The 14,526-nt window shown below is 48.5% G+C and carries 12 protein-coding genes; 4 read left to right on the forward strand and 8 right to left on the reverse strand.

Going from position 1 to position 14,526, the window contains the following annotated elements; genetic code table 11:
• Positions 1 to 25: 25 nt before the first annotated feature.
• Entirely contained in the window at positions 26 to 1,432 is a 1,407-nt protein-coding gene (locus tag HMPREF2952_RS04275) for an efflux transporter outer membrane subunit (protein ID WP_141754810.1), read from the forward strand.
• Between the two features lie 73 nt (positions 1,433 to 1,505).
• Here the strand turns inward: HMPREF2952_RS04275 and HMPREF2952_RS04280 are convergent, their stop codons facing one another.
• Positions 1,506 to 2,843, reverse strand: coding sequence for a GTPase/DUF3482 domain-containing protein (locus tag HMPREF2952_RS04280; protein WP_070695322.1), 1,338 nt, complete (start codon positions 2,841 to 2,843; stop codon positions 1,506 to 1,508).
• A 574-nt stretch (positions 2,844 to 3,417) separates the two neighbouring features.
• On the reverse strand, positions 3,418 to 3,879 hold the full coding sequence (locus HMPREF2952_RS04285; protein WP_079453694.1) for a winged helix-turn-helix transcriptional regulator: 462 nt from the start codon (positions 3,877 to 3,879) through the stop codon (positions 3,418 to 3,420).
• A gap of 216 nt (positions 3,880 to 4,095) precedes the next feature.
• On the opposite strand from HMPREF2952_RS04285, the gene alr reads away from it, so the two are divergent.
• A complete protein-coding gene (gene alr / locus HMPREF2952_RS04290) occupies positions 4,096 to 5,154 on the forward strand; it encodes an alanine racemase (RefSeq protein WP_049336198.1) in 1,059 nt (352 codons plus the stop codon).
• 59 nt (positions 5,155 to 5,213) lie between these two features.
• On the opposite strand, the gene HMPREF2952_RS04295 is transcribed toward alr, so the two are convergent.
• On the reverse strand, positions 5,214 to 5,957 hold the full coding sequence (locus HMPREF2952_RS04295; RefSeq protein ID WP_004520512.1) for a pseudouridine synthase: 744 nt from the start codon (positions 5,955 to 5,957) through the stop codon (positions 5,214 to 5,216).
• A gap of 330 nt (positions 5,958 to 6,287) precedes the next feature.
• Between HMPREF2952_RS04295 and HMPREF2952_RS04300 the strand changes: the two genes are divergently transcribed.
• Both HMPREF2952_RS04300 and HMPREF2952_RS04305 read left to right on the forward strand, forming a co-directional pair.
• Complete coding sequence (locus tag HMPREF2952_RS04300) at positions 6,288 to 8,369, forward strand: carbon starvation CstA family protein (protein ID WP_049336196.1); 2,082 nt, start codon at positions 6,288 to 6,290, stop codon at positions 8,367 to 8,369.
• On the forward strand, positions 8,359 to 8,553 hold the full coding sequence (locus HMPREF2952_RS04305) for a YbdD/YjiX family protein (RefSeq protein WP_003747442.1): 195 nt from the start codon (positions 8,359 to 8,361) through the stop codon (positions 8,551 to 8,553). The genes HMPREF2952_RS04300 and HMPREF2952_RS04305 overlap by 11 nt, the downstream gene beginning before the upstream one ends.
• A 117-nt stretch (positions 8,554 to 8,670) precedes the next feature.
• Here HMPREF2952_RS04305 and HMPREF2952_RS04310 read toward each other — a convergent pair whose 3' ends face one another.
• From HMPREF2952_RS04310 to ppsA, 5 genes are all read right to left on the reverse strand, one after another.
• The gene (locus tag HMPREF2952_RS04310; RefSeq protein ID WP_049336193.1) at positions 8,671 to 8,961 is read right to left on the reverse strand and encodes a chaperone modulator CbpM; all 291 of its coding nucleotides are present in this window, start codon (positions 8,959 to 8,961) and stop codon (positions 8,671 to 8,673) included.
• A gap of 15 nt (positions 8,962 to 8,976) precedes the next feature.
• Positions 8,977 to 9,936: a DnaJ C-terminal domain-containing protein gene (locus HMPREF2952_RS04315; RefSeq protein ID WP_063068882.1), complete on the reverse strand. Its 960-nt coding sequence runs from the start codon at positions 9,934 to 9,936 to the stop codon at positions 8,977 to 8,979.
• Between the two features lie 205 nt (positions 9,937 to 10,141).
• Positions 10,142 to 10,624, reverse strand: coding sequence for a hypothetical protein (locus tag HMPREF2952_RS04320; RefSeq protein ID WP_049336190.1), 483 nt, complete (start codon positions 10,622 to 10,624; stop codon positions 10,142 to 10,144).
• Positions 10,625 to 10,794: 170 nt separating this feature from the next.
• Entirely contained in the window at positions 10,795 to 11,499 is a 705-nt protein-coding gene (locus HMPREF2952_RS04325; RefSeq protein WP_049332073.1) for a peptidoglycan DD-metalloendopeptidase family protein, read from the reverse strand.
• 270 nt (positions 11,500 to 11,769) lie between these two features.
• Positions 11,770 to 14,154, reverse strand: a complete 2,385-nt coding sequence (gene ppsA / locus HMPREF2952_RS04330) for a phosphoenolpyruvate synthase (protein WP_004520518.1) — start codon at positions 14,152 to 14,154, stop codon at positions 11,770 to 11,772.
• Between the last annotated feature and the right edge of the window lie 372 nt (positions 14,155 to 14,526).

Genomic DNA, 14,526 nt, shown 5'->3' on the forward strand with positions numbered 1-14,526 from the left:
CCTCAAAATGCTAAAGGATTCTAAAATGAAGAAGATTACATTCAAACCTGTACTGACCGCCGTTGCCGCCGCCGCGGCTTTGTCGGCCTGTACCATGATGCCGAAATATGAGCAGCCTCAAGTTGCCGTTGCCGATACGTTTAAATACGACACTGTTGACGACGGTATCCGTGCCGCTGAATTGGGTTGGCAAGATTACTTTGCCGATCCGCGCCTTCACCGCCTGATCGACATCGCATTGGAACGCAATACCGATTTGCGTACGGCCGCGCTGAATGCGGAAATCTACCGCAAGCAATATATGATTGCGCGTAATAATTTGTTGCCAACCGTCAATGCCAGCGGTACAGGTTCGCGTCAAGGCAGCTTGAGCGGCGGAAGCGTCAGCAGCCAATACAGCGTGGGTTTGGGCGCGGCCTCTTATGAACTCGACCTTTTCGGCCGAGTCCGCAGCACCAGCGAAGCCGCGTTGCAAGGTTATTTTAATGTGGCTGCCAACCGTGATGCAGCGCATCTGACCTTGATTTCTACCGTGGCCAAAGCCTACTTTAACGAACGCTACGCGGAAGAAACCATGGCATTGGCACAACGCGTGTTGCAAACCCGTGAGGCGACGTACAAGCTCTCGCAATTGCGCCATAAAGCCGGCGTGATTTCCGCCGTTGATTTGCGCCAACAAGAAGCGTTGATTGAATCGGCCAAAGCCGATTATGCATCCGCGGTGAAAAACCGCGAGCAAGCGCGCAATTCCTTGGCCATGCTGATTAATCAGCCTTTGCCTGAAGATTTGCCTGCCGGTTTGCCTTTGAGCAAACAGTTCAAATTGACCAAACTGCCTGCCGGTTTGAGTTCGGACGTGTTGCTCAACCGTCCGGATATCCGTGCGGCCGAACACGCGCTCAAACAAGCCAATGCCAATATCGGCGCGGCACGTGCGGCGTTTTTCCCACGTATCAGCCTGACCGGTTCTGTCGGTACAGCTTCCGGCGAGCTGAGCGGTCTGTTTAAGAGCGGTACGGGTATTTGGGCTTTTGCACCGTCAATTACTCTGCCTATCTTTGACTGGGGCACAAACAAAGCCAATCTTGACGTAGCCAAACTGCGCCAACAGGCACAAATCGTTGCTTATGAAGCCGCTGTTCAATCCGCATTCAAAGATGTTTCCAATGCGTTGGTTGCACGCGAACAGCTGGATAAAAGCTATGCCGCTTTGAGCAAACAAAGCCGTGCCTACAACGACAGCCTGCGCCTCATCAGCCTGCGCTACAAACATGGCGTATCCAGCGCATTGGATTTGTTGGATGCCGAACGCAGCAGTTACGGCGCAGAAACTGCTCTTTTAGCCAATCAGCTGACCCGTCTGGAAAACCTTGCCGACTTGTATAAAGCGCTTGGCGGCGGTTTGAAACGAGAAACCAAAGCTGCCGAATAAGTTTTGTCAGCTAAAATCAAGAGGCCGTCTGAAACATTTAGGTTTCAGACGGCCTTTTTGTTAAACAGTGATTTTAAACTTTTAATTTCTCGCTTAAAGAACCGACATAGGCTGCGCGTTCGTTACGGCTGAGTTCGGGCTGGTGTGTGTTGAGCGAAGACCATTTGCGGTTGCTGCGTGCTTTGTTGAGTTCGCTTGGCAGTTTGGCCGCATTCCATGGCGCTTTGCGTTCGTTTAGCTCGATATGCGATTGGGCGGCATGGCCGCGCGTTTGCAAGACGTGCAACAAATCCAGCGCGCGTGCGGCGAGCAGGGTAAGGGTTTCCGGATCGGTATGCAGGGTTTGTCGGCCGTTGATTTTGTCGGTGATGTCTTGGGCGTTGGGCAAAATGCCGCCCAACAGGCCGCCGATGGCCGTACCCAAACCAAGCGAACCGCCAAGCGTGGCAATGTCCAAGCCTAGGCCGATGAGTGCGCCTGCGGTTGCGCCGGTACCGGTACGGATGCCGTAATGTTTGAGCAATTCGCTGTCAAACGGATCTTGTTTGAAGGCTTTGGGCATCCATGTGCTGTCGCTGCCGACTTCGTCGTGATAGAAGCGGTAAAGTGTGAACAGGCGTTGTTGCATTTGCCGCTCAAGTTGGCGGATTTCCGATTGCATGACTTCCAAAGTCGGGGCAGGGTCGTCGTTTTCGGCAATTTCTTGGGTAAATGCGGCGGCATCCAGCAGAAAATCGGCAATTTCACGGCGTGCTTCCGTATCCAGCCGTTGCCACTCGCGACGGCGCATATTGATGAGGCGGTCGAGGATGTCGCGTTTCGGTAACATGGTGGCGAGGTTGTCCCACAATCGGATTTCGCCTTCAAAGTCAAACGCAACGGTATCGAAACCGGCATAAACATGCAGGTTTCTGCGGGCGAGCATATTGGTCCAAACGGTCAGGTCTTGATTTTGGGTGAAGTTGAACACGGGCATGATGGGCTTGGCGCACCAAGACAAAATGGTCAGCTCGTCTTTGTATTTGTTAAGGACGGGCTCCCGCGCATCGATGACATACATAGCCATGTCGCTTTGTATGACTTGGCGCAGCACTTTGGCCTCTTGGTTGAATTCGTGATGCGCTTCATGGTTGTTGAGGAATTGCTGAATGCGCTCGATGCCGTCATCGCGTGCGGATGTGTGGGTTTCCAGCCAGTCCAACACGCCGCCGGCATCTTCGAGGCCGGGTGTGTCGTAGAGGTAAACCAAGCTGTCGTCGCCGTCGTTGATAAGGGCTTCTTCGACATGGCGCGTGGTCGAGGGCGCGTTTTTCACTTCGCCGAAGGTGCTGTCGCGCAAAAGCGTACGTAAGAGCGAGGTTTTGCCTGTGTTAGTATGGCCGACGACGGCAAGGGAAAGTGGGGTGGTCATGGTTGTGGGTTGGGTTGATATGGACTATGAATGTGTGAGTATGGAGCCGTTTATCTTTAGTGGCAATATATGTTTCAGACGGCCCTAAATTCTTTTTATATATGGGCGAAAATAGCAAGAAAAAGAGGGGAATAGTGGATTTGTTGTTTTTTAGCAAAATACTTGAAAATAGATGGGAAAACAGTTGACAGGAGGGTAGAAGGCTAGGATAATTCGCGCCGTTGAGTTGCTTGATGCAGCTTGATTTTTCTCCTCTATTTCTCCTTTGTAGACTTGGCGCATATCGAAACGGTATGCGCATTTTTTTATCTGAATTGAAACATGATTACATTTAAGTTCTGTAAATTGGATAATTAAGAAACTTTACAAGAAAAATACTTGCATGGTTGAATCTCTTGTTGCATAATTCGTTTCGTTAGCTGGTTCGAGTAGTCAGTTAATAGTTTCTCCTCTATTTCTCCTTTGTAGACTTGGCACACATTCTATCGGATGTGTGCATTTTTTTTTGCCTATTTAAAATAAAGGCCGTCTGAATGTTGTAATCTTTCAGACGGCCTTTGTTTGTTGAATAGAATTAGATGTCTAATACTACTTCTTCTTTGACTTCTTCCATGACAACATAGCTGCGGCTTTCGGAAGCAGCCGGCAGTTGCAGCAGGATATTGCCGAGCATATCGCGATAGGCGGACATATTGGGCAGGCGGACTTTGATAAGGTAGTCGTATTCGCCGGATACTAAGTGGCATTCCAGAATTTGCGGAATCTTCAGCACTTCGCGTTTGAAGTCTTCAAAAATATTGCCGGATTTGGAACGCAGTTTCAGCTCGACAAAGACCAAGAGGCTTTGGCCTAAAGCATGAGGATTCAGATGGGCGTGATAGCCGGTAATGAGGTTGTCGCGTTCCAAGCGGCGGACGCGTTCGGTTACTGGCGTAGTGGAGAGGCCGACTTTTTCAGCCAATTCAGTCATGGGGATACGTGCATTTTGTTGTAGGAGCTTGAGGATTTTTAAGTCGGTTTTGTCGAGTTCTTTCATGGCCTTGATGTCTGTCGTTTTCATTTGGATTGAATCATAACCTTAAAACAGGCTGAGAAGAAGCATAAATGCCTAAAGGTGCGCATGAGTTCTAAAATATGAATAGATTATTCTTGTGTATTTCATGGAATCCTGTGTAGTTTTTGACCTATAATATTTACTTCAAAGTAATAGGGCAGGCCGTCTGAAACGGAATGCCGATAAGAGGAATACATTATGCGTCCGCTCAATGCGCAAATCCGTTTGGATAATTTACGTCAAAATTATCGTTTTCTCAAAGAGTTGCATGGCAATAAATTGTTGGCCGTGATTAAGGCCGATGCTTACGGGCATGGTGCGGTCAGATGTGCACACGCGTTGGCGGATATTGCCGACGGCTTTGCGGTGGCAACGGTAGATGAAGGCGTGGAATTGCGTCAAAACGGCATTAAAAATCCGATTGTTTTGTTGGAAGGCGTGTTTGAGGCTGCGGAATATGCGGATGTTGACCGTTATGATTTGTGGCCGGCAATCGGTAGCCAATGGCAGTTGGAGGCGTTTGTGCATCATGAGTGGCAACGTCCGACGACCGTATGGCTGAAAATGGACTCGGGTATGCACCGTGCCGGTTTCTTTCCGCATAACTATGCCGCCGCCTATACTGCATTGAAACAATCCGAATCGGTTGAAAACATTGTGAAATTCAGCCATTTTGCCTGCGCGGACGAACCGGAAAACGGCATGACCGAAATGCAGCTTGAAGCGTTTGATTTGGCGTGTGAGGGTTTGGAAGGCGAAGAGAGCTTGGCGAATTCCGCCGCGATTTTGAACGTGCCTGAAGCGCGGCGCGATTGGGGACGTGCCGGTCTGGCCTTGTATGGTATTTCGCCTTTCGGCGGCGTGGATGAGCGTTTGAAACCTGTTATGCGCCTGACTTCCCGTGTTTTCGGCGAGCGCGTGTTGCAACCGCATTCTCCGATTGGCTACGGCGCAACGTTCTACACCAGCAAATCTATCCGTGTCGGTTTGATTGCCTGCGGCTATGCCGACGGTTATCCGCGTCGCGCTTCCACTAATTCCCCTGTGGCAGTGGATGGCAAACGCAGCCGTATTATCGGCAGGGTATCTATGGATATGATTACGGTTGAGCTGGAAGCATCGAAAGAGGGCTTGGGCGCGGAAGTCGAGCTTTGGGGCGATGTGATTAATATCAATGAAGTTTCTGAAGTTGCCGGTATGATTCCGTACGAAATTCTCTGCAATATTAAACGTGCGAAGTTTACGTATATCGAGTAAGCAGTAAAAGATCAGGCCGTCTGAAATGTGTTTTCAGACGGCCTTTTTTTTATCTGCAATTAAAACGATTCGTCAGCGCGTAAATAACGCCATTTGCCCGGCGGCAGTCTGCCGAGTTTGACTTTACCCATGCGGATGCGTTTCAAACCGACGACGCGCAGGCCGACCAGTTCGCACATGCGGCGGATTTGGCGTTTTTTGCCTTGTCGCAAAATAAAGCGCAACTGGTCTTCGTTTTGCCATTCGACTTTGGCGGGGCGCAATTTTTCTCCGTCCAAACTCAAGCCGTGGTTGAGCAGGGCGAGGCCTTTGTCGTCCAGTTTGCCACGGACGCGGACAAGGTATTCTTTTTCGCTACTGCTGTTTTCGCCAATCAGCTGTTTGGCAATGCGGCCATCCTGAGTGAGTACCAACAATCCGACAGAGTCGATATCCAGGCGGCCGGCAGGGGCTAAGCCGAATTTGTGCTTTTCGCTGAAAGGGATACGGCTATCGTCGCCTTCCCAATGGTTTTCGGCGGTAATGAGTTCGGCGGCGGACTTATAGCCTTTTTCTGCTTGCGCGCTGACGTAGCCGACGGGTTTATTCAGCAGGATGGTTACGCGCGCTGCTTGTTTTTCATGGGCTTGTTTGTTGAGATCGATGCGGTCGCGCTCGGTGACTTTTTGACCGAGTACGGCGGTTTGGCCGTTGACTTTGACCCAGCCTTGCTCGATGTAGCTGTCTGCCTCGCGGCGCGAGCATAAGCCCAATTGCGCCATGCGTTTGGAGAGGCGCATGGTTTCGGAATCGTTGTTTTGCATGGTATGGCAATATAGAGAAATGGGAATGTCGGATTATAGCATTGACTGTTTGTCAGGCCGTCTGAAAACTGAATTTTTGGGTTTTCAGACGGCCTTTCGTTTGTTATATGTTAAGGAATATTTAGTTTTGAAGTAAAAAATGAAGGGTATATTGTCTGTTTGTGTTAACCTTACGGACGAACTAATCATTTTGTTTTCAGTCGAATTGGGGTTGAAATGACATTTCACTCATGAAATCATGAAGACTATAATGACTGGTCTTTCTGAAGCGCATTAAGGCAGTTTGTCGCTAAAGCAAGCCTTGGTGCATCACGTTTTAAGGATAAATCAATGAAATCGCTCAAATCATTTTTGATCTGGGGCATTGTGGTTTTGGTAGGCTTGGCCTCCTTTACTACTTTAGCTCTCAGCCGTGGCGAGCAAGTCAGTGCGATTTGGATGGTTACGGCCGCCATTTCGGTATACTGCATTGCCTACCGTTTCTACAGTCTTTACATTGCCAACCGTGTGATGCAGCTTGATCCTAACCGTCTGACTCCGGCAGAACGCCACAATGACGGCTTGGACTATGTTCCCACACATAAAGGCGTACTGTTCGGCCACCACTTTGCCGCTATTGCCGGCGCAGGCCCTCTGGTTGGTCCTGTATTGGCAGCGCAAATGGGTTATCTGCCCGGTACTTTGTGGATTATCTTCGGCGTGGTATTTGCCGGTGCCGTACAGGATATGATGGTACTATTTGTTTCTATGCGCCGTGACGGTAAGTCTTTGGGCGATATCGTGAAACAAGAACTCGGTACCGTTCCCGGCGTGATTGCATCCATTGGTATTTTGATGATTATGGTCATCATTATGGCGGTGTTGGCGCTGATTGTTGTGAAAGCATTGGTTCACAGCCCTTGGGGTACGTTCACCATCGCAGCGACTATGCCGATTGCTCTGTTTATGGGTATTTACACCCGTTATATCCGTCCGGGCAAAATCGGCGAGATTTCCATCGTCGGCTTTATTTTGCTGATGTTGGCCGTGATTTACGGTGAAGATGTTGCCCACAGCTCCTTCGGTCACTGGTTCGACCTTGACGGCATTCAGCTGACTTGGGCGATTATGATTTACGGTTTCGTGGCTTCCGTATTGCCGGTTTGGCTCTTGCTGACTCCGCGCGACTATCTGTCTACCTTCCTGAAAATCGGTACGATTGCAGCTTTGGCTTTGGGTATCGTTATTGTTAACCCGACTCTGCAAATGCCTGCAGTTACCCACTTTATCGATGGTTCAGGCCCGGTATTCTCTGGTGCATTGTTCCCATTCTTGTTCATTACCATTGCTTGTGGTGCAGTTTCAGGCTTCCATGCGCTGATTTCTTCAGGTACCACTCCAAAAATGGTGGAAAACGAAACCCACGTCCGCATGATCGGTTACGGCGGCATGATTATGGAAAGCTTTGTGGCTATTATGGCGCTGGCTGCCGCCGCTTCGCTTGAGCCAGGCGTGTACTTTGCGATGAACAGCCCGGCCGCGCTGATTGGTACAGATGCCAACACAGCTGCCGAAGTCATCACCACTAAACTGAATTTCTCTGTTGATGCCGCAACCCTGTTGCACACTGCTAAAGAAGTGGGCGAAAACACCATTCTATCCCGCGCAGGCGGTGCACCAACCCTCGCAGTCGGTATGGCACACATCATGAGCCGTCTGATTCCGGGCGAAGCCATGATGGCGTTCTGGTATCACTTTGCCTTGCTGTTTGAAGCCTTGTTCATCCTGACCGCAGTTGACGCCGGTACACGCGTTGCCCGTTTCATGATTCAAGACTTGGGCAGTATCTTCTACAAACCATTCGGTAACACCGACTCAATCCCTGCCAACTTGGTTGCCACATTCTTTGCTGTGGCATTGTGGGGTTACTTCCTCTATACCGGCGTAACCGACCCTCTGGGCGGTATTAACTCGCTCTGGCCGTTGTTTGGTATCGCCAACCAAATGCTTGCAGGCGTAGCGTTGATTATGTGTACCGTCGTATTGGTGAAAATGAAACGCGACCGCTATGTTTGGGTAACTTTGGTTCCTGCTGTCGGCGTATTGTTCGTAACCTGCTATGCCGGTTTGCAAAAACTGTTCCACAGCGACCCGCGCGTCAGCTTCTTGGCTCACGCAGGCAAATACCGCGATGCCTTGGCTTCAGGCGAAGTCCTCGCTCCTGCTAAAGACATTGGCGAAATGTCACAAATCATCTTCAACGACCAAATCAATGCCGGTTTGACCGCTTTGTTCTTGGCAGTTGTCGTGATTGTCGCCGTGTACGGTTTCCGTACTGCCATGAAAGCCCGCAAAGTCGGTTGGCCAACTGCTAAAGAAATTCCAGCAGTGTACCGCGACGGTAAACAGCCGGAGACTCAAAGTGAAGCATAAGCTCGCATCTTGGTGGAAAACCATCAAGTTGACAGCGAACTTGATGGCCGGTGTCCCAGATTATGAAAACTACGTTGCCCGCCAGCGCAAACATAATCCCAACGCGCCGGTCATGACCGAGCTGCAATTCCAAGACTACTGCCGCAAACGCCGTTGCGGCGGCAACGGCGGACGCTGTTGTTAATGAAGGCATAAAAAGGCCGTCTGAAAATATTTTCAGACGGCCTTTCATTATGGAATATCAATAAAAATCAAAAACTTTGTCTTGTCATCAATATTTAATCGAACAACTTGCCAATATTTACTCTTCTTCGAGCAGGACCAGCGGACGCTGTATTTTTCTGAGTTCTTCCACCTCGTCCAACAGCCGCATAATCAGCCCCAATGCAGGAATGCCGGCCTCAAAATCACGGCTTAAGCGTTGTGCGCGACGGATGCGGGCAAGATGAAAACCACTGAAGGTGCTTTTTTCGGGCACTCCATCTATGCTGATGATGTCTTCTGCTATAAGTTCCAACAGCCAATCACGACGGCAGCGGCTGGCGGCAACGATTTCTTCAAAAGTAAGGGTAACATCGGAGGACTGAATCATAATTTATCCTTTCTCTTATGCTTGTTTCGCGGCAAAGTGTTCGGCCAATTTTTCCCATGCGGCACGGTCGGCTTCGCTCTCTACTGGCGGAACATTAATGCGGATATTGAGATAAAGGTCTCCGGCTTCTTTTGCAGGAATACCTTTGCCTTTGAGGCGGATGCTTTTACCGCTTTGGCTGTTGGCAGGCAGATTGACCTGCAAGCGGCCTGAAGCGGTAGGGACGATGATTTTGCCGCCCAATACGGCTTCCCAAGGTTTGACATCTATTGTTTGATATACGTCTTTCCTGTTTTTGACGTATAAATCAGGTTGGTCGTGGAACTTGATTTTTAAGTACAAGTCACCGTTTTCTCCACCGTTATATCCCGGCAAACCTTGACCGGCCAAACGGATTTGTTGGCCTTCTGCAATGCCTTTGGGGATTTTGACGTTGAGGGTTTTATTTTGATAAACCGCACGTCCGTATTCGTCTAGAGTCGGCACATTCAAAGTCATGCTACGTTCTGCGCCAACATACGCTGCGTAAATATCAATACTCAATTCAGCATGTTGATCCTCGCCTTTTATTGGGCCGCGGGGTTGCTCGGAACGAGTGTGGGATTGGCGGAATGATGAAAACAGATCTTCAAAATTGAAGTCTCCCGCTCCGAACGGTTCGCCTTCATGACGTTCATAGTGGAAGCCGCCACCGTTAAATCCATTGCCAAACGGATTGCCGCCTTGACCGAACGGATTGCCTCCGGCGCTGCGTCCGTAAGGATTAGCCAACATTTCATCGTATTCGGCCCGCTTTTCTTTATCGGAAAGCGTTTCGTAGGCACGGTTGATTTCTACCGTACGTTCGGCTGCGTCAGGTTCTTTGCTGACATCGGGGTGGTATTTGCGCACCAGTTTTCGGTAGGCTTTTTTGATTTCGGCCTCATCCGCATCTTTGGCAACGCCTAGTATTTCATAATAGTTTTTTTCTGCCATGTTATTCCTTTGACTGCTAATATACAAAATTCTTATAGTTTTAATAATTGAGGGTAGATATTCTAAAATCAAGGGCATTGGAAATAAAATTCTCTATTTCTGACAATGATTAATGGGTAATTTATTTCTTTGTTTTTAGAGAAATAGAAAATATAAAGGCCGTCTGAAATACGGTTTTTCAGACGGCCTTTATCAAATTGGGGTTTTATTTGTCTTGAGCATTTTTTTGTTCGCGAACCACCCATTGGGCAATATCTGAACCCAATACTTTAGAAGTGCGGTTCAAGACGGCGCAAGAGCTTTTATAAGCGCCAAACATGCCACCGGAAGAGTTGCGGGTAAAGGTTTTTTTATTAACTTGTTTGCCGTCAACATACAAAGTGGCTGAAACCGCCATCCCTTTGGCGTGACCGATAAAGGCATTGCCTGCACTCATGGCGGAAGTGATAGCGATATCTGCGTATGTGCCTTGTTTTTTACCGTCACGGACAACTGTTACATCGCTTTTGGCTGCAGTTTCTTGCAAAGATTTGGACATGATGCTGCCCACTTCTAAACACTCAGAAACAATACGGGTATCGATTTCTTCTTTATCGCGGTAAGGAATGCTTTCATCAATATGGACATCTGCGCTGGCAAATGCAGATGCAAACAAGAATGCGGTTGCAAGGATACTGCTAGGAGACATAGTAGGGTACCTGAAATGGAATGTTAAAAAGAGTTGTTATTGTATAACGGTATTTACACTCAATCAACATAAGTTAAATAGGAAAAGATTTTGTTGAAATAGCTGTTATAGCAAGATAATCAAAAGGCCGTCTGAAATACTGCTATTCAGACGGCCTTTTGATTGGGGCATTAATTTGTTCTAGTCAAATAAGGCAGGGGATCGACTGCTTTGCCGTTTAGACGAACTTCAAAATGAAGCTTGACGCTGTCTGTATCGCTGCTGCCCATGGTCGCGATAACTTGACCTGCTTGGACTTTTTGATCTTTTTGTACCAAAAGCGTGTCGTTGTGGGCATAGGCGGTAATGGTGTAGTCGTTGTGGCTGATTAAAATCAGCTTGCCGTAGCCGCGTACTTCTTCGCCAACGTAGATGACGGTACCGGCTGCGGCAGAACGGATTTGTTGGCCTTGCGTGCCTGCAATATCTATGCCTTTGCTGCTTGTGCCGTTGTAGCGTTGGATAATGGAGGATGAGGCGTTATCGGTCGGCCATTGCAAGCTTAACCGGTTGATTGGGGTAACGGCGGTTGCTTGGCGTTGCTGCGTAGCAGTATTGCGGGAGGCAACATGACGGCGGACTCGCAATACTTGACCGACTTCGATTTGTGAGGCGTTGGGAAGGTTATTCCATGCAACCAGTGTATTGACGTTTTGTCCGTAGCGTTTGGCAATTTGGGTCAGGGTATCGCCGGGGCGGACTTTGTAGTAGCCGTCAGGTACAGCTCGGTTGGAAGAGGTATTGTTGCCGGCGCAGGCTGCTAAGACGGCAATGGTGCTGATGAGGGCCAGACGTTTTAAGGCCGTCTGAAAGGTGGAAATAAAATTTGTATTCATGGGTTGTTTCAAAATGTATCGTTATGTTGTGTATGATAGATAGGAAGAGTGGAAAAAGGTTCACTCAAAAGGCATGGGATAAACTGCATAAAGGCAGCATATTAACATTGAAAATTTGTGGATATGGCGGTATATTTTTTTATCATTTTGATGATAAAGGATTTTTTTGATAAGGTAAAAGAAAGTGAAAGTTTTTTCAGACGGTATTGAATAAGGCAATAAAAATCCCCTGCCGAGATAGACGGACAGGGGATTTTTGTCTCATCGAACTTATTTGTTCAATTCGTTAGCCAGATACAGCCAAGTTTCAATCACGGTATCAGGGTTGAGCGATACGCTCTCGATACCTTCTTGAACCAGCCATTTGGCAAAGTCCGGATGGTCTGACGGGCCTTGACCGCAAATACCGACGTATTTGTTTTGTTTGCGGCAGGCAGAGATTGCCAAGTGCAACATCACTTTAACGGCAGGGTTGCGCTCGTCGAAGGAATCAGATACCAAACCGCTGTCACGGTCGAGGCCGAGGGTCAGCTGGGTCATGTCGTTAGAGCCGATGGAGAAACCGTCGAAGTATTGCAGGAATTGTTCTGCCAATACAGCGTTGCTTGGCAACTCGCACATCATGATCAGGCGCAGGCCGTTTTTGCCGCGTTCCAAACCGTTTTCTTTCAGGGCTTTGACAACAGCTTCGGCTTCACCCAAAGTGCGGACGAATGGAATCATGATTTCGACGTTGGTCAAACCCATTTCGTCACGGACGCGTTTCAAGGCTTTGCACTCGAGTGCGAAGCAGTCTTTGAAGCTGTCAGCAACATAACGCGCTGCACCACGGAAGCCCAACATTGGGTTTTCTTCGTGCGGTTCGTAGATGCTGCCACCTACCAAGTTAGCGTACTCGTTGGATTTGAAGTCAGACATACGGACGATGGTTTTGCGTGGATAAACCGAAGCAGCCAAAGTTGCCACACCTTCTGCGATTTTATCGACATAGAAGTCGACAGGAGAAGCGTAGCCAGCGATGCGGCGGGTAATTTCCGCTTTCAATTCGTCGTCTTGTTTGTCAAATTCCAACAAGGCTTTAGGATGGATACCGATTTGACGGTTGATGATGAATTCCATACGTGCCAAGCCGATGCCTTCGCTAGGCAGGTTGGCGAAGCTGAATGCCAATTCAGGGTTACCAACGTTCATCATCACTTTGACAGGGGCTTTAGGCATGTTGTCCAAAGCAACATCGGTAACTTGTACGTCCAGCAGGCCGGAGTAGATGAAGCCGGTATCGCCTTCGGCACAAGATACGGTAACTTCTTGGCCGTCTGAAAGCAGGTCGGTAGCATCGCCACAACCTACAACAGCCGGAATACCCAATTCACGCGCGATAATCGCTGCGTGGCAGGTACGGCCACCACGGTTGGTAACAATGGCAGAAGCACGTTTCATTACCGGTTCCCAATCCGGGTCGGTCATGTCGGTAACGAGTACGTCGCCTGCTTCAACGGAATCCATCTCTGAAGCATCTTTCACCAAGCGAACTTTACCTTGGCCAACTTTTTGACCGATAGCTCGGCCTTCGCACAAGACAACTTTTTCGCCGTTGATAGAGAAGCGGCGCAGGTTGCGGCTGCCGTCTTCTTGAGATTTTACAGTTTCAGGGCGTGCTTGCAGGATGTAGAGTTTGCCATCCAAACCATCGCGCCCCCATTCGATGTCCATTGGGCGGCCGTAGTGTTTTTCGATGGTCAGCGCGTAATGAGCCAACTCGGTTACTTCGGCGTCGGTAATGGAGAAGCGTTGACGGTCTTCTGCAGGTACATCAACGTTGGTTACAGATTTACCGGCTTCGGCTTTGTCGGTAAAAATCATTTTGATTTGTTTCGAACCCATGGTTTTGCGCAGGATAGCCGGTTTGCCTGCTTTCAAAGTAGGTTTGAATACATAGAATTCGTCAGGGTTTACCGCGCCTTGTACGACGTTTTCGCCCAGGCCGTAAGAAGAGGTAACGAAAACGACTTGGTCGTAACCGGATTCGGTATCGATGGTGAACATCACACCGGAGGCACCGCTGTCAGAGCGCACCATGCGTTGTACGCCGGCAGAAAGGGCAACGATGTCGTGTTCGAAGCCTTTGTGGACACGGTAAGAAATGGCACGGTCGTTGTACAGGGAAGCGAATACATGGTGCATCGCTTCTTTAACGTTATCCAAACCATTAATATTCAGGAAGGTTTCTTGTTGGCCGGCGAAAGAAGCGTCCGGCAAGTCTTCTGCTGTTGCAGAAGAACGTACGGCAACGGAGATGTCCGCACCGCCGGCATCGGCAACCATTTTGTTCCAAGCTGTTTCGATTTCAGCATCCAGTTGCTCAGGGAACGGGGTATCCAAAATCCATTGACGGATTTCTTTACCCACGCGTGCCAATTCAGCAACGTCTTCAACATCCAGTTGTTTCAGGGCTTCGGAAATACGCTCGCTCAGACCATTGTGAGCCAGGAAAGCACGATAAGCTTCGGCTGTGGTTGCAAAACCGCCGGGAACGCGCACGCCTTTTTCAGTCAGTTGGCTGATCATTTCGCCCAAAGAGGCATTTTTACCGCCCACTCGCTCAACGTCAGTCATACGCAGGTTTTCAAACCAAATAACGTAGTTTTCGGCCATTTGTGTGTCCAATCCAAAAAATGTTAAAAAAGAAACAAATCCGCCTGCTTATTGTAGCCATTCGTTTGATGGCTGTCATGTGTTTTATCTTTTTAAAAATCACAAATTCGTCTGTGATATTGTGCTTTTCAGGCGTGTAGCCTTCTGAAATGTGAATATCAGATTCATGTTTTTACGTGTTATCTTCTTGTTAAATATGGAAAACAAAATAAGTTAATAAATTTGATAAACAAGATTTATTTTGCAATTTTAGAATAAAATTCTACAAAATAGCAAAAAATAAAATTTTGTGCCAATTTAAAAATTGTTCAAATTTGTTGTAATCCTGTGTAATCTATCGGGAATCGCTTTATTGCAAAGGCTGTAACTGCT

Source organism: Neisseria sp. HMSC068C12 (assembly GCF_001814095.1).
Lineage (GTDB): Bacteria > Pseudomonadota > Gammaproteobacteria > Burkholderiales > Neisseriaceae > Neisseria > Neisseria perflava.

What these genes read in the sequence shown, in the direction of transcription:
- HMPREF2952_RS04310 (WP_049336193.1), bottom strand. Translation starts at nt 8,961, where the DNA reads ATGATTCAGTCCTCCGATGTTACCCTTACTTTTGAAGAAATCGTTGCC.
- alr (WP_049336198.1), top strand. Translation starts at nt 4,096, where the DNA reads ATGCGTCCGCTCAATGCGCAAATCCGTTTGGATAATTTACGTCAAAAT.
- HMPREF2952_RS04320 (WP_049336190.1), bottom strand. Translation starts at nt 10,624, where the DNA reads ATGTCTCCTAGCAGTATCCTTGCAACCGCATTCTTGTTTGCATCTGCA.
- HMPREF2952_RS04280 (WP_070695322.1), bottom strand. Translation starts at nt 2,843, where the DNA reads ATGACCACCCCACTTTCCCTTGCCGTCGTCGGCCATACTAACACAGGC.
- HMPREF2952_RS04295 (WP_004520512.1), bottom strand. Translation starts at nt 5,957, where the DNA reads ATGCAAAACAACGATTCCGAAACCATGCGCCTCTCCAAACGCATGGCG.
- HMPREF2952_RS04325 (WP_049332073.1), bottom strand. Translation starts at nt 11,499, where the DNA reads ATGAATACAAATTTTATTTCCACCTTTCAGACGGCCTTAAAACGTCTG.
- ppsA (WP_004520518.1), bottom strand. Translation starts at nt 14,154, where the DNA reads ATGGCCGAAAACTACGTTATTTGGTTTGAAAACCTGCGTATGACTGAC.
- HMPREF2952_RS04285 (WP_079453694.1), bottom strand. Translation starts at nt 3,879, where the DNA reads ATGAAAGAACTCGACAAAACCGACTTAAAAATCCTCAAGCTCCTACAA.
- HMPREF2952_RS04300 (WP_049336196.1), top strand. Translation starts at nt 6,288, where the DNA reads ATGAAATCGCTCAAATCATTTTTGATCTGGGGCATTGTGGTTTTGGTA.
- HMPREF2952_RS04275 (WP_141754810.1), top strand. Translation starts at nt 26, where the DNA reads ATGAAGAAGATTACATTCAAACCTGTACTGACCGCCGTTGCCGCCGCC.
- HMPREF2952_RS04315 (WP_063068882.1), bottom strand. Translation starts at nt 9,936, where the DNA reads ATGGCAGAAAAAAACTATTATGAAATACTAGGCGTTGCCAAAGATGCG.